The organism is Pseudomonas sp. XS1P51 (assembly GCF_054897845.1).
Genome location: NZ_CM142707.1, coordinates 6,989,014 through 7,008,054 on the forward strand (window position 1 = coordinate 6,989,014; position 19,041 = coordinate 7,008,054).

The window sequence follows — 19,041 nt, forward strand, 5'->3', positions numbered from 1 at the left end:
GGGCGACTGAGCCTCGCCCCCGCCTAACGGAGTGTTTATGGTAGTCAAGGTCCTGGTGGTGGACGATTCGGGGTTTTTCCGCCGCCGCGTCTCGGAAATTCTTTCAGCGGATTCGAATATCCAGGTCGTCGGTACGGCGACCAACGGAAAAGAGGCGATCGATCAGGCGCTGGCCCTCAAGCCAGACGTGATCACCATGGACTACGAGATGCCGATGATGGATGGCATCACGGCGGTGCGGCACATCATGCAGCGCTGCCCGACTCCGGTATTAATGTTCTCCTCGCTGACGCACGAAGGCGCCCGGGTCACCCTGGACGCGCTGGACGCCGGTGCGGTGGACTTCCTGCCGAAGAATTTCGAAGACATCTCCCGCAACCCGGAGAAGGTCAAGCAACTGCTGTGCGAGAAGATTCTCAGCATCTCGCGCAGTAACCGTCGCGCCAACACTTACAGCGCTCCGGTGGCCGCGCCAGCTCCGACGCCTGCACCTTCGAGCGCCAGCAGCTACGGCAGCAGCGCACCTGCGCGTCCGGCCCCGATCCCGGCTCGTGCGCCTGCGGCCAGCCCGTCGTCGCCAGCCCCGAAACGCAAAGCCTACAAACTGGTCGCCATCGGCACGTCCACCGGCGGTCCGGTTGCCCTGCAGCGGGTTCTGACTCAATTGCCGTCCAACTTCCCCGCACCGATCGTGCTGATCCAACACATGCCGGCGGCTTTCACCAAAGCCTTCGCCGAGCGCCTGGACAAGCTCTGCCGCATCAGCGTCAAGGAAGCCGAGGATGGCGACATCCTGCGTCCGGGCCTGGCGCTGCTGGCGCCGGGTGGCAAGCAAATGATGATTGACGGCCGTGGCGCGGTGAAAATCCTGCCGGGTGACGAGCGTCTGAATTACAAACCGTGCGTGGACATCACCTTCGGTTCTGCAGCCAAGTCCTACGGTGACAAAGTTCTGGCGGTCGTACTGACGGGCATGGGCGCCGACGGTCGTGAAGGCGCGCGTCTGCTCAAGCAGGGCGGCAGTGCGATCTGGGCTCAGGATGAAGCCAGCTGCGTGATCTACGGCATGCCGATGGCCATTGTCAAAGCCGACCTCGCTGACGCGGTGTACGGCCTGGACGATATTGGCAGGCACCTGGTCGAGGCTTGTATCTGATGGATGTTCTAAGCCTTATCGGGATCATCATGGCGTTCGTCGCCATCATTGGTGGCAACTACCTTGAAGGCGGTCACCTTGGCGCCCTGGCCAACGGTCCAGCGGCATTGATCGTACTCGGCGGGACCATCGGTGCGGCGCTGCTGCAATCGCCGATGAGCGCCTTCAAGCGCGCCATACAGATTCTTGGCTGGATCCTGTTTCCACCTCGCGTGGATCTGGCCGGTGGCATCGATCGCGTCGTGAACTGGAGCCTGACCGCCCGCAAGGAAGGCCTGCTCGGTCTGGAAGGGGTGGCCGACGCCGAACCCGACAACTACTCGCGCAAAGGCCTGCAACTGCTGGTGGACGGCGCCGAACCGGAAGCGATTCGCAGCATTCTGGAAGTGGATTTCTACACCCAGGAAAGCCGCGACATCGAAGCCGCCAAAGTCTTCGAAAGCATGGGCGGCTATGCGCCGACCATCGGTATCATCGGTGCGGTGATGGGCCTGATCCACGTCATGGGCAACCTGGCCGATCCGTCGCAACTGGGCAGCGGCATTGCCGTGGCGTTCGTCGCCACCATCTATGGCGTGGCCAGTGCCAACCTGGTGCTGCTGCCGATTGCCGCCAAGCTCAAGTCCGTTGCAATGCGCCAGTCGCGTTATCGCGAAATGTTGTTGGAAGGCATTCTATCGATTGCCGAAGGTGAAAACCCTCGCTCTATCGAGTTGAAGCTTCAGGGCTTCATGGATTGATGGGGGTAATGGACTATGGCTCGTCGCAGGCAACCTGAAGAACATGTAAACCATGAACGTTGGCTCGTTTCGTATGCCGACTTCATTACGTTGCTGTTCGCCTTTTTCGTGGTGATGTACTCGATCTCTTCAATCAACGAAGGCAAGTACAAGATCATCTCGCAAGCGTTGATCGGCGTGTTCACCGATTCGGATCGCGCGCTCAAGCCGATCCCGATCGGCGAAGAACGACCGAAGTCCGTGACGCCGGCCAAGCCGCTGATCAAGGACAGCGAGCAGATCGACGCGGGCATTTCACAGGCTGCCAACGATCCGCTCAAAAGCATCGCCGACGACATCAGCGCCGCGTTTGGCGACCTGATCAGCTCCGACCAGATGACCATTCGCGGCAATGAGCTGTGGGTGGAGATCGAACTCAATTCCAGCCTGTTGTTCGGCAGCGGCGACGCCATGCCCAGCGACATTGCGTTCAACATCATCGACAAGGTCGCGGCGATTCTGAAGCCGTTCGACAACCCGGTTCACGTCGAAGGTTTTACTGACGATCAACCGATCCGCACCGCGCAGTACCCGACCAACTGGGAACTGTCCTCGGCCCGTTCGGCGAGCATCGTGCGCATGCTGGCGATGCAGGGTGTAAACCCGGGTCGACTGGCGTCGGTGGGTTATGGCGAATTCCAGCCGGTGGCCAACAACGCGACTGCCGAAGGTCGGGCGCGCAACCGTCGGGTGGTGTTGGTGGTTTCACGAAATCTTGATGTACGCCGCAGCCTTACTGGTACCGGAACCGCCAATACGAAACCGGATGCCGCGTTGAAGCGTGCTGGCACACAAACTGCACCGACCCCGGTCAAGTCGCCGGGACGAGAGAGCGCCGTCAATTCTCCGTCACCCGCATTAATACGTTGAGCTATTTCTCGGTCGACCGGTTCGACCGGGAGGAACAATACGAATGAGAGTCTGGGCAGTCGCCAATCAAAAGGGTGGTGTCGGTAAAACCACTTCCTCTATCGCTTTAGCCGGTTTACTGGCCGAGGCGGGCAAGCGTGTGGTCGTGGTCGATCTTGACCCCCACGGCTCGATGACCAGCTACTTCGGTTACGACCCCGACAGCCTGGAACACAGCAGCTACGACCTGTTTCTGCACAAGGGCGGCGTGCCGCAAGGCTTGCCCGGTCAGTTGTTGTTGCCTACCAGTCACGCCAGTATTTCCTTGTTGCCGTCGAGTACGGCACTCGCGACCCTCGAGCGCCAGTCGCCGGGGCAGAGTGGCCTGGGCCTGGTGATTGCCAAGAGCCTGGCGCAACTGTGGCAGGACTTCGATTACGCCGTGATCGACAGCCCGCCGTTGCTCGGTGTGCTGATGGTCAATGCCTTGGCGGCGAGCCAGCAGTTGGTGATTCCGGTGCAGACCGAACACCTGGCCGTCAAAGGCCTGGAGCGCATGGTCAACACCCTGGCGATGATCAACCGCTCGCGCAAACAGGCGCTGGCGTTCAGCATCGTGCCGACCCTGTTCGACCGCCGCACGCAAGCCTCCCTCGGAACCCTGCGTGTGTTGCGCGACAAATACCCGGAAGAAATCTGGCAGGGCTACATCCCGGTCGACACGCGTTTGCGTGACGCCAGTCGTGCCGGCGTCACGCCTTCTCAATTCGACGGCAAGAGCCGCGGAGTGCTGGCTTATCGCGCGCTGCTCAAGCATTTGCTGGCGCAGCAATCTGTTGCGCAGGTGGCATGAGATGAATCGCCCGGTAAAAATCACTTCCCGTCCACAACTGGCGCTCCAGTCCTATCTGGACAGCTTGCTGATGGATGCGACCGAAGAGTTGCCGCCGGAAATCGAAGCGCTTCCCGAGGTGGTCGAGGTTGAAAGTGCGCTGGACGAGTTCCAGGCTGCGGTACTTGAAGAGCAGGCCCGCGATGCGCAGAAACCGGCAGAGAAACCCACGGCAGTTGCCGCACCGGTAGCCGCGCCCGTGGTGAAAGCCCCGGTGGCGCTGATCGAAGCACCGCCACCGGTTCTGGCGCCCCTGTCGACCATCGCGCCGCTGCTGCAAGCCTTGGTGCCACCGATCGTCGAAGTCCATCTGCCGCCCAGCAACACGCCGCCACCGGTGGAAACCGACGGTCGTCCGGCATGGGCTGCCGAGCCGTTCGAATGCCTGTTGTTCGATGTCGCCGGGTTGACCCTGGCGGTGCCGTTGGTGTGCCTGGGCTCGATTTATTCCTTGGCAGGTCACGAGCTGACGCCGTTGTTCGGTCAGCCGGAATGGTTCCTCGGGATCCTGCCAAGTCAGGCCGGAAACCTGAAAGTACTGGATACCGCGCGCTGGGTCATGCCGGACCGCTACCGCGACGATTTCCGTCAGGGCCTGCAATACGTTATTTCGGTTCAGGGCTACGAGTGGGGGCTGGCCGTGCATCAGGTCAGCCGCTCGCTGCGCCTGGACCCGAACGAAATCAAGTGGCGCACTCACCGTGGTCAACGGCCATGGCTGGCAGGTACGGTGATTGAACACATGTGTGCGTTGCTTGACGTTTCCGAACTGGCCGAGCTGATCGCCAGCGGTGGGGCAAAGCATATGGGCGGCAGCAAGCCGGCCCACAAACCGACATAACAAACAGGCTGTGGCAGTCACTGCCGCTGCACAGAACACACACCGCTAGGGCGGTTTTTCGAGGGGTCAGGGTATGAATGATAAGGCGTCGTCTGCAAAGGGTTCCGAAGATCCGATCCTGCAATGGGTAACCTTCAAGCTGGACAATGAAACCTACGGCATCAACGTGATGCGCGTTCAGGAAGTCCTGCGCTACACGGAAATCGCCCCGGTCCCGGGTGCCCCGAGCTACGTGCTGGGCATCATCAACCTGCGCGGCAACGTGGTCACCGTGATCGACACTCGTCAGCGCTTCGGCCTGATGAATGCCGAGATCAGCGACAACACCCGGATCGTCATCATTGAAGCCGACAAGCAAGTGGTCGGCATCATGGTCGACAGCGTGGCCGAAGTGGTTTACCTGCGTCAGTCGGAGATCGAAACCGCGCCAAACGTCGGTAACGAAGAGTCCGCCAAGTTCATTCAAGGCGTGTGCAACAAGAATAACGAATTGCTGATCCTGGTCGAGCTGGACAAGATGATGAGCGAAGAAGAGTGGTCGGAACTGGAGAGCATCTGATTGATTCTTGAGGTTGCGGTCATTGTCCTGTTCGTCTTTTGGGCGGGCACGCTGGCGATGTTTCTGACGTACATTCGTGCTCAGCGGCAAATCGCTGCGCAACAGGCTCAGGGCGATGCGCTGCGCGATCAGCGCATCAAGGACCTGGCCAAACGCGTCGACAACTACCAGAGCGGCAACGTACGCATGGGTGAAGACCTGCACGAGCTGCGCGCGGTGGTCGGGCCGTTGCCGGACAAACTGGCTCAGCTGGAACAGCGCGACCCGTCGAGCCTGTCGTTTGCCCAGGCGGCGCGATTGGTCGGGATGGGGGCGAGCGTGGATGAGCTGACTCAGTCCTGCGGGTTGACCCAGGCTGAGGCGGAGTTGATGAGCAAGTTGCACAAGAACTGACAGGTCAAAAGATCGCAGCCTCGTTTCACTCGACAGCTCCTACGGGGTGTACTCCATCCCAATGTAGGAGCTGTCGAGTGAAACGAGGCTGCGATCTTTTTGCATTCAGCGCCGAATCAATAGTCGTCGCCACGATCGGTGATGTCTTTCTCGACCATCGGCGCATCCGGATCATGCCCCTCGGGGAACTTGCCCTTCAGGTTCCACGCAAACGCAATGATCTCGGCAATCGTGCGGTACAACTCCTCCGGGATACTGTCCCCCAGTTCCATCCTCGCCAGCAGTTTCACCAGCTCGGCATTCTCGTAAATCGGCACTTCATAATCGCGGGCAATCTTCAGAATGGCTTCGGCCAGTTCGTCGTCACCTTTGGCCGTGAGGGTCGGGGCGTGGGTGCCGTCGTACTTGAGGGCGATGGCCTGGCGCGGGGCGTTGGGGTTTCTCATGCGGTTTCATCGACCCAGCGTTGTTCGAGACGGGTTTGGGGGCCTTGGGGCGGTGTGCCGAGGTGGCAATCGAGATCGCCGACATTCAAGCCTGACGCCAGCAGCCGTTCGCGCAGTCCGGCCAGATTGCTCTCGATCAGGCTGGCGGTGTAAGGCCGTTCGGCCCACAGCTGGCTGGACAGGCTGCCCTTGATCAACTGCGCCTGAATCTGCAGCGGGCCCAGCGGTTCCATGTCGAACGCCAGCTCGACGCGCCATAGCTGTTGCTTGGGTTCACGCTCGTCGCGGCGCTCGTTGGGTTGTTCTTTCTCGGGGGCTTCCTCGCGCTGAAACTTGACCTGCAGCGGCACGATGTCCTGCAGGTTGCGCATCGGGATTTCCAGTTGCCAGGTGCTCATCAGCCGTCCGTCACTGGTAACGCCGGTCTGCTCCAGGCTCGACAACTGATGACTTTGCAAGCGTGACACCGCCGCAGCGGCCAGGCGTAACAGGTGCTCAAGATCGTCTTCGCCTTCCGCGCTTTGCAGCAAACGTTCGGGTAACGGGAAACTGGTCGGCGACGGTTTGGCGCTGACCTGTCCGAGCATGCCGAGGGCATTGCGCACAAAGCTGGGCATGGCCTGGGCCAGTGTATTGGCGGCAATGATCGCGGTGAGATTGGTGTTGGCCGGCAGCCCCGGCGTCAGTTGCGCGATCAGCTTGAGCAGATCACCTTTCATGTCCGGGGTCAGCGTCGGATTTTGTCCGGTGAGCAACTTTGCTTCGAGGAACAGGCCACTGTTGGCCAGTGCCTGTGCCAGACCTTTTGGCGTGCTCAGTTGCTGAACATCCGGCAAGCCGGCGAGCAACTTGTCCACAACGGCACGCAGGTCGCGGGAAGTCTGATCCGACGCCGGCAGGTTTTGCAGGAGTTTGAGCAGCCCGTCCAGCGAGCCCTGGCGGCTCTGTTGGCTGACCAGTTGTTGGGTCACCGCCAGCTGCTCCTGGCGGCTGCTCAGCGGGACGAACTTCAGCGTCTGGGTGTCTTGCACCAACGCGCTGAGCAAGGTGCCGATACGCAGCGGGGTCGGGCTGTCGATGTTCAGGGTGCTGCCGCTCAGCGCGGTATTGAGCAGGGTCACCAGCGAGCGAAACACCGTTGGCTGCCCCGGGACCTGCGGCATCACCTGGGACGTCAGGACTTTGCCTTGCAGCAGCGTGCCAACAGGCAGTTGCGCCGTATCGATACGGGTCAGGGTGGCGACGCTGGAAGCGATAGCCTGTTGCACCGTGATGGCCAGGTTGCCCGCCGAGGGTTGGGTGATCGCCAGGTTCGTACCCTGAGGCAACGGTTGGTTGCTGGTGGCCTGGACCGTGGTTTGACGGCCACTCTCCAGGGTGACCTTGAGCAGCAGTTGAAAGGCCTGATCCGCCTGCTTGAGCGACAGCACTTCGGCCTTGGCGCTCTGGCCTGCGGTAATCAGGCCCTCCATCGGCGTCAGCAGCTTGAGCAGGTCACCGCTGACCACCAGCGGACGCGACGTCGCGGGCGTGGGCTGCGGGAGCGGGAGGATGTTCATTTCGCCTGTCATACGCGGTCACAACCTGAAGAAATTGCCCTCTTTAGAGTAGGGCATGGCATGTATAATGCCGCCCCGTTGCAACCGGGGCGCTGAAAACTTTGCAAATACTTGATCTGGCTCTTTAGAACGGGCCGCCAATGCATTTATCCTGCATCTCTTTAGCGGCCGTACCCTTGCCGACTTGAACCGTAAAGGCCCGTGATCTCTTGACCAGTCCTGTCCTGCAAACCGTTGCCCTTGCCTGTGAGCGAGACCTTCGGCTGCTCTTCGAAAATCTCGAATTGAGACTGGCCAGTGGCGAAATGTTGCAAATCAGCGGTCCCAACGGCAGCGGCAAGACCAGCCTTTTACGGCTGCTGTCCGGTCTGATGCAGCCGACCGCCGGTCAAGTGCTGCTCAACGGCCAGCCGCTGAACGAACAACGCGGGGAGCTGGCCCGCAATCTGTTGTGGATCGGCCATGCCGCCGGCATCAAGGACCTGCTGACGCCGGAAGAGAATCTGAGCTGGCTCTGTGCCCTGCATCAACCGGCCTCCCATGAGGCCATCTGGCAAGCGCTGGCGGCTGTCGGATTGCGCGGTTTCGAGGATGTTCCCTGCCACACCCTGTCCGCCGGCCAGCAACGTCGCGTGGCGTTGGCGCGGTTGTACCTGGACAGCCCGCCGCTGTGGATCCTCGATGAGCCGTTCACCGCGCTCGACAAACAAGGCGTGGCGCAACTCGAAGAACACCTGGCCGCACACTGCGAGCGCGGTGGTATGGTCGTTCTGACCACTCACCACACCCTGACCCGGATGCCGGCCGGCTATCGCGACATTGATCTGGGGAATTGGGCCGTATGAGTGTTTTCGGCCTGTTGGTCGCCCGCGAGGCCCGTTTGTTGTTCCGCCGTCCTGCGGAGTTGGCCAATCCGCTCGTTTTCTTCGCGATCGTGGTTTCCCTGTTCCCATTGGCGGTCGGTCCCGAGTCTCAATTGTTGCAAACCTTGTCTCCGGGACTGGTCTGGGTGGCGGCCCTTTTATCGGTTCTGCTCTCGCTGGACGGGCTTTTCCGCAGTGATTTCGAAGACGGTTCCCTTGAACAGTGGGTCCTTTCGCCGCACCCCCTGCCTCTTCTGGTTTTGGCCAAGGTACTGGCACACTGGGCCTTCTCCGGTCTGGCACTGGTTTTGCTCGCACCCCTGCTGGCGTTGATGCTCGGTTTGCCTGCCGCCTGTCTGCCGGTGTTGCTGCTTTCCTTGTTGCTGGGTACACCGGTGCTGAGCCTGCTCGGTGCGGTGGGTGCGGCCCTGACGGTGGGATTGAAGCGCGGTGGCCTGTTGCTGGCGCTGCTGATTCTGCCGCTGTACATCCCGGTGTTGATTCTTGGCAGTGGCGCCTTGCAGGCGGCATTGCAGGGCATGCCGGCGATCGGTTATCTCCTGTGGCTTGGTAGCCTGACCGTGCTGGCGATAACCCTGACACCTTTTGCAATAGCTGCTGGCCTGAAGATCAGCGTCGGCGAATAATAATGAGGTCTGGTCATTTTTTGATCGCTTTCTTTTGAAAAAAAGGCAGACCCTTTGGCTCTTCATAGCGAAGAGCAACCGTGATGGAAACAGTAATGAACTGGACCTGGTTTCATAAGCTCGGCTCACCCAAATGGTTTTACGGCATCAGTGGCAAACTGCTGCCATGGCTGAGCGTCGCGGCGTTGCTGCTGATCGGCGTTGGTGTCGTTTGGGGCCTGGCCTTCGCGCCGCCGGATTACCAGCAAGGCAACAGCTTTCGCATCATCTATATCCACGTTCCCGCCGCCATGCTGGCGCAGTCCTGCTACGTGATGCTGGCCGTGTGCGGCATCGTCGGGCTGGTGTGGAAAATGAAACTGGCCGACGTCGCCCTGCAATGCGCGGCGCCCATCGGTGCCTGGATGACCGCCGTGGCGCTGGTCACTGGCGCGATCTGGGGCAAACCGACCTGGGGCTCGTGGTGGGTCTGGGATGCGCGACTTACGTCCATGCTTATTCTGCTGTTTCTGTACTTCGGTCTCATTGCGCTGGGCAACGCCATCAGCAATCGTGACAGCGCGGCCAAGGCCTGCGCGGTGCTGGCGATTGTCGGCGTGATCAACATCCCGATCATCAAATACTCGGTAGAGTGGTGGAACACCCTGCACCAGGGCGCAACCTTCACCCTCACCGAAAAACCGGCGATGCCCGTCGAGATGTGGTTGCCACTGCTGCTGACGGTGCTGGGTTTCTACTGTTTCTTCGGTGCCGTGCTGTTGTTGCGCATGCGCCTTGAAGTGCTCAAACGCGAAGCTCGCGCCAGTTGGGTCAAGGCCGAAGTTCAGAACAGCCTGGAGGTCGCTCGATGAGTTTCGCTTCATTCGGCGATTTCCTCGCCATGGGCCATCACGGCCTGTATGTCTGGTCAGCCTATGGCATCTGCCTGGCGGTGCTGGCCCTCAACGTGGCGGCGCCGATCCTGGCCCGCAAGCGGTATCTGCAACAAGAGGCGCGTCGTCTGCGCCGGGAGAACGGCAAGTGAATCCGCTGCGCAAAAAGCGTCTTATCATCATTCTCGCAATCCTGGTCGGTATCGGCGCGGCCGTCGGCCTGGCCCTGAGCGCCCTGCAGCAGAACATCAACCTGTTTTACACCCCGACCCAGATCGCCAACGGCGAAGCGCCGCAAGACACGCGCATCCGCGCGGGTGGGATGGTCGAGAAAGGCTCGCTGCAACGTTCCGGCGATTCGCTGGACGTGAAATTCATCGTCACCGACTTCAACAAATCCGTCACCATCACTTATCGCGGCATTCTTCCGGACCTGTTCCGCGAAGGGCAGGGCATCGTTGCCCTGGGCAAACTCAATGCTGACGGCGTGGTGGTGGCCGACGAAGTGCTGGCCAAGCACGACGAGAAATACATGCCGCCGGAAGTGACCAAGGCCCTGAAAGACAGCGGCCAGTCGGCACCCACTCCTGCCAAAGAGGGCTAATTGATGACGTCTGGAATCTTTATCCCTGAATTGGGCCACCTGGCGATGATTCTGGCGCTGTGTTTCGCGCTGGTTCAGGCCGTGGTGCCGTTGCTCGGCGCCTGGCGCGGTGACCGCTTGTGGATGAGCCTCGCTCAGCCGGCCGCCTGGGGCCAGTTTGCCTTTCTGCTGTTCGCCTTCGGTTGCCTGACTTACGCGTTCATGGCCGATGACTTCTCCGTCGCCTACGTCGCCAGCAACTCCAACAGCGCCTTGCCGTGGTACTACAAGTTCAGCGCGGTGTGGGGCGCTCACGAAGGTTCGTTGCTGCTGTGGGCGTTGATCCTCGGCGGCTGGACCTTCGCGGTGTCGGTGTTTTCCCGGCAGTTGCCGCAAGTGATGCTGGCTCGCGTGCTGGCGGTGATGGGCATGATCAGCACCGGTTTCTTGCTGTTCCTGATCCTCACCTCCAATCCGTTCGCCCGGATCCTGCCGCAGATTCCTGCGGACGGTCGTGACCTCAACCCGTTGCTGCAAGACATCGGCCTGATCGTTCACCCGCCGATGCTGTACATGGGGTATGTCGGTTTCTCCGTAGCCTTCGCTTTCGCTATCGCCGCGTTGCTGGGCGGGCGTCTCGATGCGGCGTGGGCGCGTTGGTCCCGTCCGTGGACCATCGTCGCCTGGGCCTTCCTCGGTATCGGCATCACCCTCGGCTCCTGGTGGGCCTACTACGAACTCGGCTGGGGCGGCTGGTGGTTCTGGGACCCGGTGGAAAACGCCTCCTTCATGCCTTGGCTGGTGGGTACTGCGCTGATTCACTCGCTGGCGGTCACGGAAAAACGTGGTGTGTTCAAGAGCTGGACCGTGTTGCTGGCCATTGCTGCTTTCTCGTTGAGCTTGCTCGGGACCTTCCTCGTTCGTTCCGGGGTACTGACTTCGGTTCACGCCTTTGCGTCCGACCCTGAGCGCGGCGTGTTCATCCTGATCTTCCTGCTGTTTGTCGTGGGCGGTTCGCTGACGCTGTTCGCCCTGCGCGCGCCGGTGGTGAAGAGCCATGTCGGCTTCAACCTCTGGTCCCGGGAAACCCTGCTGCTGGGCAACAACCTGGTGCTGGTGGTGGCGGCTTCGATGATCCTGCTCGGCACCTTGTATCCACTGATTCTTGATGCAATGACCGGCGCCAAGCTGTCGGTCGGCCCGCCGTACTTCAACGCGCTGTTCATTCCATTGATGGCGTTGCTGATGGTGGTGATGGCGGTCGGCATGCTGGTGCGCTGGAAAGATACCCCGGTCAAATGGCTGATGAGCATGCTGACGCCGGTGTTGCTCGGCAGCGCTGCGTTGGCCGTGGTGGCCGGCGTCGCTTACGGCGATTTCAACTGGGCGGTGATCGCGACGTTCATGCTCGCTGCCTGGGTGTTGCTGGCCGGCGTGCGCGACATATTCGACAAGACGCGCCACAAAGGCCTGATCAAAGGCCTGCCGACCCTGACCCGCAGCTACTGGGGCATGCAGGTCGCGCATTTGGGCATCGCCGTGTGCGCCCTCGGTGTCGTGCTGTCGAGCCAGAACAGTGCCGAGCGTGACCTGCGCCTGGCGCCGGGCGAATCCATGGACCTGGGCGGCTACCAGTTCGTGTTCGAAGGCGCCAAGCACTTCGAAGGCCCGAACTTCACCTCCGACAAAGGCACCGTCCGGGTGATCCGCGACGGCAAGGAAATCAGCGTGCTGCACCCGGAAAAACGCCTGTACACCGTGCAGAACTCGGTGATGACCGAGGCCGGGATCGACGCCGGTTTCACCCGTGATCTTTACGTCGCCCTCGGCGAACCGCTGGGCGATGGCGCCTGGGCCGTGCGCGTGCACGTCAAACCGTTCGTGCGCTGGATCTGGTTCGGCGGTCTGCTCACCGGTCTCGGCGGGTTGCTGGCGGCGCTGGATCGCCGTTATCGGGTCAAGGTGAACAGCCGTGTGCGTGAAGCACTGGGCATGACGGGAGCCACGGCATGAGACGTTGGTTGATGCTGTTGCCACTGGCGATTTTTCTGGTGGTCGCTGTGTTCCTTTACCGTGGCCTGTACCTGGACCCGGCCGAGTTGCCCTCGGCGATGATCAACAAACCGTTCCCGGAGTTTTCCCTGCCGGCCGTGCAGGGCGACAAGACCCTGACCCGGGCGGACATCCTGGGTAAACCGGCACTGGTCAACGTCTGGGGCACCTGGTGCATTTCCTGCCGGGTCGAGCACCCGGTGCTGAACAAACTGGCCAAGCAGGGCGTGGTGATTTACGGCATCAACTACAAGGACGTCAACGCGGATGCCTTGAAGTGGCTGGACGAATTCCACAACCCGTATCAACTGGATATCCGTGACGATGAGGGCACCCTGGGCCTCAACCTCGGTGTCTACGGCGCCCCGGAAACCTTCTTCATCGATGCCAAGGGCATCATCCGCGACAAGTTCGTTGGCGTGATCGACGAACAGGTCTGGCGCGAAAAACTGGCGGCCAAGTATCAGGCGCTGGTCGACGAGGCGAAGCCATGAAGCGCTGGATAGCTGCTGCCATATTAGGCTTGAGCATGGCCGGCGTGGCGCACGCGGCCATCGACACCTACGAGTTCGCCAAGGAAAGTGATCGCGAGCGTTTTCGCGAGCTGACCAAAGAGCTGCGTTGCCCCAAGTGCCAGAATCAGGACATTGCCGATTCCAACGCACCGATCGCCGCCGACCTGCGCAAAGAGATTTTCCGCATGCTCGGCGAGGGCAAGGACAATCAGCAGATCATCGACTTCATGGTCGACCGCTACGGTGATTTCGTCCGCTACAAACCCGCTCTGACCGCCAAGACTGCTGTGCTCTGGTTCGGCCCCGCCGGCCTGCTGCTGGGCGGTTTTGTGATCATCGCCGTGATCGTCCGCCGTCGTCGCGTGCAACGCGCTGACACCCCGGACACGCTTTCTGCCGAGGAGCGCGAGCGCCTCGACCACTTGTTGGATAAAACCAAGAATGATTGATTTCTGGCTCGCTGCAGGTCTGCTACTTCTGGTCGCCCTGAGTTTTCTGTTGATCCCCGTTTTGCGTGGTCGCCGCGCTCAGCTTGAAGAGGATCGTACTGCCCTGAACGTCGCGCTGTATCAGGAGCGCGTGGCTGAGTTGCAGACTCAACAGGAAGAGGGCGTTCTGGACACCGCGCAAATGGACACCGGTCGCGCCGAAGCGGCTCGTGAATTGCTCGCGGACACCGAAGGCGTCGAGGCGGCTCGTGAATTGCTCGCGGACACCGAAGGCGTCGAGGCGCCGCGAGTGTCCCGTCTGGGCAAGCCGTGGCCACTGCTTGCGGCGATTCTGGTGCCGGTGTTGGGGCTGGGGCTTTACCTGCATTTCGGGGCCAGCGACAAAGTCGAACTGACCCGCGAATTTTCCCAGGCGCCGCAGTCGATGGAAGAGATGACCCGTCGCCTGGAGCGCGCGGTCGAGGCCCAGCCGGATTCCGCTGAAGGCTTGTACTTCCTCGGTCGCACCTACATGGCTCAGGACCGTCCGGGCGATGCAGCGAAAATTTTCGAACGCGCGGTCAATGCGGCCGGCCGTCAGCCGGAACTGCTGGGCCAATGGGCTCAGGCCCAGTACTTTGCCGATGGCAAGAAGTGGTCGGACAAGGTCCAGGCCCTGACCGACGAAGCATTGAAAGCCGACCCGAAGGAAGTCACCAGCCTCGGCCTGCTGGGTATCGCCGCCTTTGAAAGCGCGCGTTACCAGGACGCCATCGACTACTGGAATCGCCTGCTGGTGCAACTGCCGCCGGACGACAACTCCCGTGCCGCGCTGCAAGGCGGGATCACGCGGGCCACCGAGAAGCTCGAAGCCGGCGGTGGCAAGGTTGCGAAGGCGCCTGAGGCCAAGGTCGCGGCGCTGCTCAAGGTGCGTGTTGATCTGGCGCCAGAGTTGAAAGCCAAGGTTCAGCCGGGCGACAGCGTGTTTATCTTCGCACGCGCCACCGCCGGGCCTCCCGCACCGCTGGCCGCCAAACGCCTGACCGTCGCTGACTTGCCGGCAACCGTCGAACTGGGCGATGCCGACGCCATGATGCCGCAGTTGAAACTGTCGAACTTCCCTGAAGTCCAACTGGTTGCGCGCATCTCCCGCGCCGGTCAACCGACTGCCGGCGAATGGATCGGTCGCAGCCAGCCATTGGCCAGCAGCACCACCGCGCAGCAAAAACTGACCATCGACAGCCCGGATAAATAACAGGAAACGCCATCATGACCGCCATCGCTCGTATCACCCTGCTCGGTCTGGTCCTAGGGTTAAGCGCGTGTGCGGTCCAGCGGCCCGAGCCGACTCCGCTGCCGCCGATCCCGCCTTCGCAGCCCAGCCCCACGCCGTCTACCACACCGACGCCGAGCAAGCCGGGCATTCCAGCCAAACCCGCCAAGCCGCTGCCGCGCACCTCCGCCAGTTTCGCCCCGCCACCGGGTGGCAACAGCCACTGGGACCCGAAGCTCGGTGTGTATGTGCTGGATGACCAGACCAACACCTTCTACCGCCAGCGCACGTACTACCGCTGGGATAACGGCTGGAGCCGGTCGATCAGCCCTAACGGACCGTGGGAAGAAACGGATATCCATGGCGTGCCGGGCGGGTTGGGACGGCAATTCGGGCAGTAACAGCAAGCACAGAACAAGGCGACCTTCGGGTCGCCTTTTTTGTGCCCGCTGAAAAGAGGGATGGGCGTCCATGGAAGGTGGGTGCACCCAATACCCTGTGGGAGCGAGCCTGCTCGCGAAAGCGCCGGGTCAGTCGACATCAATACTGAATGTGGCGCCTTCATCGCGAGCAGGCTGCTCCCACAGGTTCTTTGCTGATCACAACATCTGCTCTGAACACAGCGCGCCGCTCAACCTTTCATCAAACCTTCATCAAATGGTTATTCCAGCGACTTGTGCGAGTCATAGGGCTGACACAGCCCGTGCCTAAAGTCGGTTGAACTTCAAAGCGGCCAGGGACGGCTGTTCAACCAGACAGAGAAGCCCATGAACGCAGCTATCCATGTCGATCATCTGAACAAGACCTTTGCGCGCAAGACCGCACTGGTCGACCTCGAGCTCACCATCGCGGCCGGTGAGATGGTCGCGCTGATTGGCGCTTCCGGCTCCGGCAAATCCACGTTGTTGCGCCACCTCGCGGGCCTGGCCTGTTGCGATCGCAATAACGGCGGCAGCGTCAAGGTGTTGGGCCGGGAAGTGCAGGCGTGCGGACGGCTCAATGGCAAGGTTCGTCGCTTGCGTGCTGACATCGGCTACATCTTCCAGCAGTTCAACCTGGTCAACCGCCTCAGCGTGCTCGATAACGTGCTGCTCGGTTGCCTTGGCCGCATGCCGCGCTGGCGCGGCAACCTGTGCCTGTTCAATGCCGAGGAAAAACAGTTTGCCCTGGAGTCCCTGGACCGTGTTGGCCTGGCCGATCTGGCGGCGCAGCGCGCGTCTACCTTGTCCGGTGGCCAGCAGCAGCGCGTGGCGATCGCCCGGGCCCTGACCCAGCGTGCCGAGGTGATTCTGGCCGATGAACCCATCGCCTCGCTGGACCCGGAGTCGGCGCGCAAGGTCATGGAAATCCTCGCTGACATTAACCGCCGCGACGGCAAGACCGTGGTGGTCACCCTGCATCAAGTCGATTACGCCACACGCTATTGCCCCCGTGCCGTGGCACTCAAGGGCGGGCGGATTCATTTCGATGGCCTCGCCGCCGACCTGAGCAGCCAGTTCCTCAACGATTTGTACGGTGCCGACCTCGACACCAGCCTGATGTTTTCCAACCAGACCCGCCATACCGAACCCGCGCCCCGGTTGGTGCTGGCGCGCGTGTGAACCATTCGTTTTTTCCAACAGCGCACCCTAAGGAATCCCTTCCATGTTGAACCGTATCGGTCGCGTATTTGCTGGCGCCGCTTTGCTCGCCAGTTGTGTGCTGGGCACCGCCCAGGCTGAAGAAAAAACCATCAACTTCGGCATCATGTCCACCGAGTCTTCGCAGAACCTGAAGAGCATCTGGCAGCCGTTTCTCGACGATATGCAGAAGAAAACCGGCCTGAAAATCAACGCCACGTTCGCCTCTGACTATGCCGGCCTGATCCAGGGCATGCGCTTCAACAAGGTCGATGTCGCCTGGCTGGGCAACAAGGCCGCCATCGAAGCCGTGGACCGTTCCAACGGCGAAATTTTCGCTCAGACGGCTGCTGCAAGCGGTGCCGCCGGGTACTGGAGCGTGCTGATCGTGCGCAAGGACAGCCCGATCAACTCCGTCGATGACATGCTGAAAAACGCCAAGTCCCTGACCTTCGGCAACGGTGATCCGAACTCGACTTCCGGCTATCTGGTGCCGGGTTACTACGTCTTCGCCAAGAACGGTGTCGATGCGGCCACCGCGTTCAAGCGCACCCTCAATTCCAGCCATGAGGTCAACGCCTTGAGCGTGGCCAAGGGACAACTGGATGTGGCGACCTTCAACACTGAAAGTTGGGATCGTCTGGAAGTCACCCAGCCGGACAAGGCTGCACTGCTCAAGGTGATCTGGAAGTCACCGCTGATCCCCGCCGATCCTCTGGTGTGGAGCAAGGCCCTGAGCGACAGCGAGAAGAAAAAGATCCGCGATTTCATCTTCAGTTATGGCGACACCGAGTCCGAGAAAGCGGTGCTCAAAGGCATGCAACTGGGCAAGTTCCTGGCCTCCAGCGACGACCAACTGCTGCCGATCCGACAGCTTGAGCTGTTCAAGCAGCGCACTACGATCAATGCCGACGCCAATCTCGATGCCGCAGACAAGACCAAGAAACTCGCCGACATCGACGCCGAGCTGGCCAGGCTGCAAGAGCGCCTGACCTTGCTGGAAAAGACCGCTGACAAGAAGACGGCAGCCAACGCCGGTTGATCCACCGCGGGACAACTGTGGGAGCGAGCCTGCTCGCGAAGGCGGTGTGTCTGTCGACATCGATGGTGCATGTGCCGCCGTCTTCGCGAGCAGGCTCGCTCCCACAGGTTTTCGCACTTGGCATTACTTAGAGGAATCTTCATGACCACTCTGCACGCTGAAGCCGTCGGCAAGCGCACCTGGCCGCAGTACACCGGTTGGGGCCTGTTCCTGGTCTTGCTGGCCTGGGCCTGGCACGGCGCCGAGATGAACCCGATGGCGCTGTACCGCGACTCGGGAAACATGGCGACCTTCGCCGCTGATTTCTTCCCGCCGGACTTCCACGAATGGCGCTCCTACCTCAAGGAAATGATCGTCACCGTACAAATCGCCCTCTGGGGCACGGTGCTGGCGATTGTCTGTTCGGTGCCCCTGGGCATCCTCTGCTCCGAGAACATCACCCCTTGGTGGATCCACCAGCCGCTGCGCCGTGTGATGGATGCCTTCCGTTCGATCAACGAAATGGTGTTCGCCATGTTGTTTGTGGTGGCGGTCGGGCTGGGGCCGTTCGCCGGGGTGCTGGCGCTGTGGATCAGCACCACCGGTGTGCTCGCCAAGCTGTTCGCCGAAGCGGTGGAGGCCATCGACCCGGGCCCGGTTGAAGGGGTTCGCGCCACCGGTGCCAGCGCCCTGCAAGAAGTGATCTACGGGGTCATCCCGCAAGTGATGCCGTTGTGGGTTTCCTACGCGCTCTACCGCTTCGAGGCCAACGTGCGCTCGGCGACGGTGGTGGGAATGGTCGGTGCCGGCGGGATCGGGGTGATTCTCTGGGAGAACATCCGCGCCTTTCAGTTTGTTCAGACGTGTGCAGTCTTGCTGGTGATCATCGTGGTGGTGAGCCTGATCGACATTCTGTCGCAACGCCTGCGCAAGCAGTTCATCTGAATTTCGGAGGGGTGCCCCTGGGCGCTTTTTTTAAGCATGCAGTTGTCTAGACAAGACGAGCCGGTGTACCGCGAATTGGCCGACATCCTGCGTCGCGAGCTGGCCGATTATCAGGCCGGGGACTTCCTGCCGGCGGAAGTGCAGTTGGCCGATCGCTTCGGGGTCAACCGCCACACCTTGCGCCGCGCCATTGATGAGCTGGTGTTCGAAGGCAGTCTGCTGCGCCGCCAAGGCAAGGGCACCCAGGTGCTGGAACGGCCGCTGATTTATCCGATGGCCGCCGACAGTGCCTACAGCCAGTCCCTGTCGGCCCAGGGGTTGGGCGTCGAGGCGGTTCTGCTCAAACGTCGTTACTGCTTCGCCAGCCGTGAAGAAGCGCAACACCTCGGGATTGCCGAGAGGGCGCCAATGATCGAATTGCAGACCCTGCGCAAGCTCGATCACCAACCCGTCAGCCTGATCCGCCATCGCTACTGCGCCAGCCATGCGCCGCTGCTGGCGGATTACACCGGCGGCTCATTGCGCCAGTACCTGAGTGAACGGGATAAGCCGCTGACCCGGACCCTGAGCCTGATCGGTGCCCGCTTGCCCAGCCGCGAAGAAGCCGCGTTGCTGATGATGCCCCGGCATTTGCCGGCGCTGAGTGTGTTCACCCTTTCCCGCGACCGCGACGGCCACCCGGTGGAGTTGGCCCAGTCCACCAGCCGTTCGGATCGCTTCCAGTACCAGGTCGTCACCTGATGGAGAAC

Annotated in this window: 23 protein-coding genes; 21 read left to right on the forward strand and 2 right to left on the reverse strand. The window is 61.3% G+C overall.

The genetic code is table 11. The features are described from left to right. Positions 1-37 precede the first annotated feature (37 nt). From ACYZUD_RS32280 to ACYZUD_RS32310, 7 genes are all read left to right on the forward strand, one after another. Positions 38-1,156: a protein-glutamate methylesterase/protein-glutamine glutaminase gene (locus tag ACYZUD_RS32280; RefSeq protein WP_462021820.1), complete on the forward strand. Its 1,119-nt coding sequence runs from the start codon at positions 38-40 to the stop codon at positions 1,154-1,156. Next, positions 1,156-1,896 (forward strand): flagellar motor protein, encoded by a 741-nt coding sequence (locus ACYZUD_RS32285; RefSeq protein ID WP_462021821.1) that lies wholly within the window; start codon positions 1,156-1,158, stop codon positions 1,894-1,896. Before ACYZUD_RS32280 ends, ACYZUD_RS32285 begins: the two co-directional genes overlap by 1 nt. 15 nt (positions 1,897-1,911) lie before the next feature. After that, positions 1,912-2,805: a flagellar motor protein MotD gene (motD, locus tag ACYZUD_RS32290; RefSeq protein ID WP_462021822.1), complete on the forward strand. Its 894-nt coding sequence runs from the start codon at positions 1,912-1,914 to the stop codon at positions 2,803-2,805. Positions 2,806-2,848: 43 nt separating this feature from the next. Further along, the gene (locus ACYZUD_RS32295) at positions 2,849-3,637 is read left to right on the forward strand and encodes a ParA family protein (RefSeq protein ID WP_462021823.1); all 789 of its coding nucleotides are present in this window, start codon (positions 2,849-2,851) and stop codon (positions 3,635-3,637) included. 1 nt (position 3,638) lies between these two features. Then, a complete protein-coding gene (locus ACYZUD_RS32300; RefSeq protein WP_462021824.1) occupies positions 3,639-4,517 on the forward strand; it encodes a CheW domain-containing protein in 879 nt (292 codons plus the stop codon). A gap of 73 nt (positions 4,518-4,590) precedes the next feature. After that, positions 4,591-5,076: a chemotaxis protein CheW gene (locus ACYZUD_RS32305; RefSeq protein ID WP_008024622.1), complete on the forward strand. Its 486-nt coding sequence runs from the start codon at positions 4,591-4,593 to the stop codon at positions 5,074-5,076. Beyond that, positions 5,077-5,469: a DUF2802 domain-containing protein gene (locus ACYZUD_RS32310; RefSeq protein ID WP_462021825.1), complete on the forward strand. Its 393-nt coding sequence runs from the start codon at positions 5,077-5,079 to the stop codon at positions 5,467-5,469. It abuts the gene before it with no gap. 116 nt (positions 5,470-5,585) lie between these two features. Here ACYZUD_RS32310 and ACYZUD_RS32315 read toward each other — a convergent pair whose 3' ends face one another. Together ACYZUD_RS32315 and fliK are read right to left on the reverse strand one after the other, a co-directional pair. After that, positions 5,586-5,915, reverse strand: coding sequence for an EscU/YscU/HrcU family type III secretion system export apparatus switch protein (locus ACYZUD_RS32315; RefSeq protein WP_462021826.1), 330 nt, complete (start codon positions 5,913-5,915; stop codon positions 5,586-5,588). Beyond that, positions 5,912-7,486: a flagellar hook-length control protein FliK gene (gene fliK / locus ACYZUD_RS32320; RefSeq protein WP_462021827.1), complete on the reverse strand. Its 1,575-nt coding sequence runs from the start codon at positions 7,484-7,486 to the stop codon at positions 5,912-5,914. The genes ACYZUD_RS32315 and fliK overlap by 4 nt, the downstream gene beginning before the upstream one ends. A gap of 197 nt (positions 7,487-7,683) precedes the next feature. On the opposite strand from fliK, the gene ccmA reads away from it, so the two are divergent. The 14 genes from ccmA to phnF all read left to right on the forward strand — a co-directional run bounded on the left by ccmA (position 7,684) and on the right by phnF (position 19,033). Then, positions 7,684-8,319, forward strand: coding sequence for a cytochrome c biogenesis heme-transporting ATPase CcmA (ccmA, locus tag ACYZUD_RS32325; RefSeq protein WP_462021828.1), 636 nt, complete (start codon positions 7,684-7,686; stop codon positions 8,317-8,319). Next, positions 8,316-8,984, forward strand: a complete 669-nt coding sequence (ccmB, locus tag ACYZUD_RS32330) for a heme exporter protein CcmB (protein WP_462021829.1) — start codon at positions 8,316-8,318, stop codon at positions 8,982-8,984. Before ccmA ends, ccmB begins: the two co-directional genes overlap by 4 nt. 95 nt (positions 8,985-9,079) lie before the next feature. Further along, on the forward strand, positions 9,080-9,835 hold the full coding sequence (locus ACYZUD_RS32335) for a heme ABC transporter permease (RefSeq protein WP_462021830.1): 756 nt from the start codon (positions 9,080-9,082) through the stop codon (positions 9,833-9,835). Next, positions 9,832-10,008, forward strand: coding sequence for a heme exporter protein CcmD (gene ccmD / locus ACYZUD_RS32340; RefSeq protein WP_008055370.1), 177 nt, complete (start codon positions 9,832-9,834; stop codon positions 10,006-10,008). Before ACYZUD_RS32335 ends, ccmD begins: the two co-directional genes overlap by 4 nt. Further along, positions 10,005-10,460 carry a cytochrome c maturation protein CcmE gene (gene ccmE, locus ACYZUD_RS32345; RefSeq protein WP_462021831.1) on the forward strand — a complete coding sequence of 152 codons (456 nt, stop codon included), beginning with the start codon at positions 10,005-10,007 and terminating at the stop codon, positions 10,458-10,460. Before ccmD ends, ccmE begins: the two co-directional genes overlap by 4 nt. 3 nt (positions 10,461-10,463) lie before the next feature. Continuing rightward, the gene (locus tag ACYZUD_RS32350; RefSeq protein ID WP_462021832.1) at positions 10,464-12,452 is read left to right on the forward strand and encodes a heme lyase CcmF/NrfE family subunit; all 1,989 of its coding nucleotides are present in this window, start codon (positions 10,464-10,466) and stop codon (positions 12,450-12,452) included. Continuing rightward, the gene (locus tag ACYZUD_RS32355; RefSeq protein ID WP_462021833.1) at positions 12,449-12,985 is read left to right on the forward strand and encodes a DsbE family thiol:disulfide interchange protein; all 537 of its coding nucleotides are present in this window, start codon (positions 12,449-12,451) and stop codon (positions 12,983-12,985) included. The genes ACYZUD_RS32350 and ACYZUD_RS32355 overlap by 4 nt, the downstream gene beginning before the upstream one ends. After that, positions 12,982-13,455 carry a cytochrome c-type biogenesis protein gene (locus ACYZUD_RS32360; RefSeq protein ID WP_462021834.1) on the forward strand — a complete coding sequence of 158 codons (474 nt, stop codon included), beginning with the start codon at positions 12,982-12,984 and terminating at the stop codon, positions 13,453-13,455. The genes ACYZUD_RS32355 and ACYZUD_RS32360 overlap by 4 nt, the downstream gene beginning before the upstream one ends. Beyond that, positions 13,448-14,689, forward strand: coding sequence for a c-type cytochrome biogenesis protein CcmI (ccmI, locus tag ACYZUD_RS32365; protein ID WP_462021835.1), 1,242 nt, complete (start codon positions 13,448-13,450; stop codon positions 14,687-14,689). Before ACYZUD_RS32360 ends, ccmI begins: the two co-directional genes overlap by 8 nt. A gap of 14 nt (positions 14,690-14,703) precedes the next feature. Further along, entirely contained in the window at positions 14,704-15,108 is a 405-nt protein-coding gene (locus tag ACYZUD_RS32370; RefSeq protein ID WP_462021836.1) for a hypothetical protein, read from the forward strand. Between the two features lie 366 nt (positions 15,109-15,474). Beyond that, entirely contained in the window at positions 15,475-16,308 is an 834-nt protein-coding gene (gene phnC / locus ACYZUD_RS32375; RefSeq protein ID WP_462021837.1) for a phosphonate ABC transporter ATP-binding protein, read from the forward strand. Positions 16,309-16,351: 43 nt separating this feature from the next. Further along, positions 16,352-17,368, forward strand: coding sequence for a phosphonate ABC transporter substrate-binding protein (gene phnD, locus ACYZUD_RS32380; RefSeq protein WP_462021838.1), 1,017 nt, complete (start codon positions 16,352-16,354; stop codon positions 17,366-17,368). A gap of 141 nt (positions 17,369-17,509) precedes the next feature. Next, a complete protein-coding gene (phnE, locus tag ACYZUD_RS32385) occupies positions 17,510-18,292 on the forward strand; it encodes a phosphonate ABC transporter, permease protein PhnE (RefSeq protein ID WP_419709063.1) in 783 nt (260 codons plus the stop codon). A gap of 36 nt (positions 18,293-18,328) precedes the next feature. Continuing rightward, the gene (gene phnF / locus ACYZUD_RS32390) at positions 18,329-19,033 is read left to right on the forward strand and encodes a phosphonate metabolism transcriptional regulator PhnF (protein ID WP_462021839.1); all 705 of its coding nucleotides are present in this window, start codon (positions 18,329-18,331) and stop codon (positions 19,031-19,033) included. Positions 19,034-19,041: the final 8 nt, after the last annotated feature.

What these genes read in the sequence shown, in the direction of transcription:
- ccmI (WP_462021835.1), top strand. Translation starts at nt 13,448, where the DNA reads ATGATTGATTTCTGGCTCGCTGCAGGTCTGCTACTTCTGGTCGCCCTG.
- ACYZUD_RS32335 (WP_462021830.1), top strand. Translation starts at nt 9,080, where the DNA reads ATGAACTGGACCTGGTTTCATAAGCTCGGCTCACCCAAATGGTTTTAC.
- ACYZUD_RS32315 (WP_462021826.1), bottom strand. Translation starts at nt 5,915, where the DNA reads ATGAGAAACCCCAACGCCCCGCGCCAGGCCATCGCCCTCAAGTACGAC.
- ACYZUD_RS32360 (WP_462021834.1), top strand. Translation starts at nt 12,982, where the DNA reads ATGAAGCGCTGGATAGCTGCTGCCATATTAGGCTTGAGCATGGCCGGC.
- ACYZUD_RS32305 (WP_008024622.1), top strand. Translation starts at nt 4,591, where the DNA reads ATGAATGATAAGGCGTCGTCTGCAAAGGGTTCCGAAGATCCGATCCTG.
- ACYZUD_RS32295 (WP_462021823.1), top strand. Translation starts at nt 2,849, where the DNA reads ATGAGAGTCTGGGCAGTCGCCAATCAAAAGGGTGGTGTCGGTAAAACC.
- ACYZUD_RS32370 (WP_462021836.1), top strand. Translation starts at nt 14,704, where the DNA reads ATGACCGCCATCGCTCGTATCACCCTGCTCGGTCTGGTCCTAGGGTTA.
- motD (WP_462021822.1), top strand. Translation starts at nt 1,912, where the DNA reads ATGGCTCGTCGCAGGCAACCTGAAGAACATGTAAACCATGAACGTTGG.
- phnF (WP_462021839.1), top strand. Translation starts at nt 18,329, where the DNA reads ATGCAGTTGTCTAGACAAGACGAGCCGGTGTACCGCGAATTGGCCGAC.
- ccmB (WP_462021829.1), top strand. Translation starts at nt 8,316, where the DNA reads ATGAGTGTTTTCGGCCTGTTGGTCGCCCGCGAGGCCCGTTTGTTGTTC.
- phnC (WP_462021837.1), top strand. Translation starts at nt 15,475, where the DNA reads ATGAACGCAGCTATCCATGTCGATCATCTGAACAAGACCTTTGCGCGC.
- ACYZUD_RS32285 (WP_462021821.1), top strand. Translation starts at nt 1,156, where the DNA reads ATGGATGTTCTAAGCCTTATCGGGATCATCATGGCGTTCGTCGCCATC.
- ccmD (WP_008055370.1), top strand. Translation starts at nt 9,832, where the DNA reads ATGAGTTTCGCTTCATTCGGCGATTTCCTCGCCATGGGCCATCACGGC.
- ACYZUD_RS32355 (WP_462021833.1), top strand. Translation starts at nt 12,449, where the DNA reads ATGAGACGTTGGTTGATGCTGTTGCCACTGGCGATTTTTCTGGTGGTC.
- fliK (WP_462021827.1), bottom strand. Translation starts at nt 7,486, where the DNA reads ATGACAGGCGAAATGAACATCCTCCCGCTCCCGCAGCCCACGCCCGCG.
- phnD (WP_462021838.1), top strand. Translation starts at nt 16,352, where the DNA reads ATGTTGAACCGTATCGGTCGCGTATTTGCTGGCGCCGCTTTGCTCGCC.
- ACYZUD_RS32350 (WP_462021832.1), top strand. Translation starts at nt 10,464, where the DNA reads ATGACGTCTGGAATCTTTATCCCTGAATTGGGCCACCTGGCGATGATT.
- phnE (WP_419709063.1), top strand. Translation starts at nt 17,510, where the DNA reads ATGACCACTCTGCACGCTGAAGCCGTCGGCAAGCGCACCTGGCCGCAG.
- ACYZUD_RS32300 (WP_462021824.1), top strand. Translation starts at nt 3,639, where the DNA reads ATGAATCGCCCGGTAAAAATCACTTCCCGTCCACAACTGGCGCTCCAG.
- ACYZUD_RS32280 (WP_462021820.1), top strand. Translation starts at nt 38, where the DNA reads ATGGTAGTCAAGGTCCTGGTGGTGGACGATTCGGGGTTTTTCCGCCGC.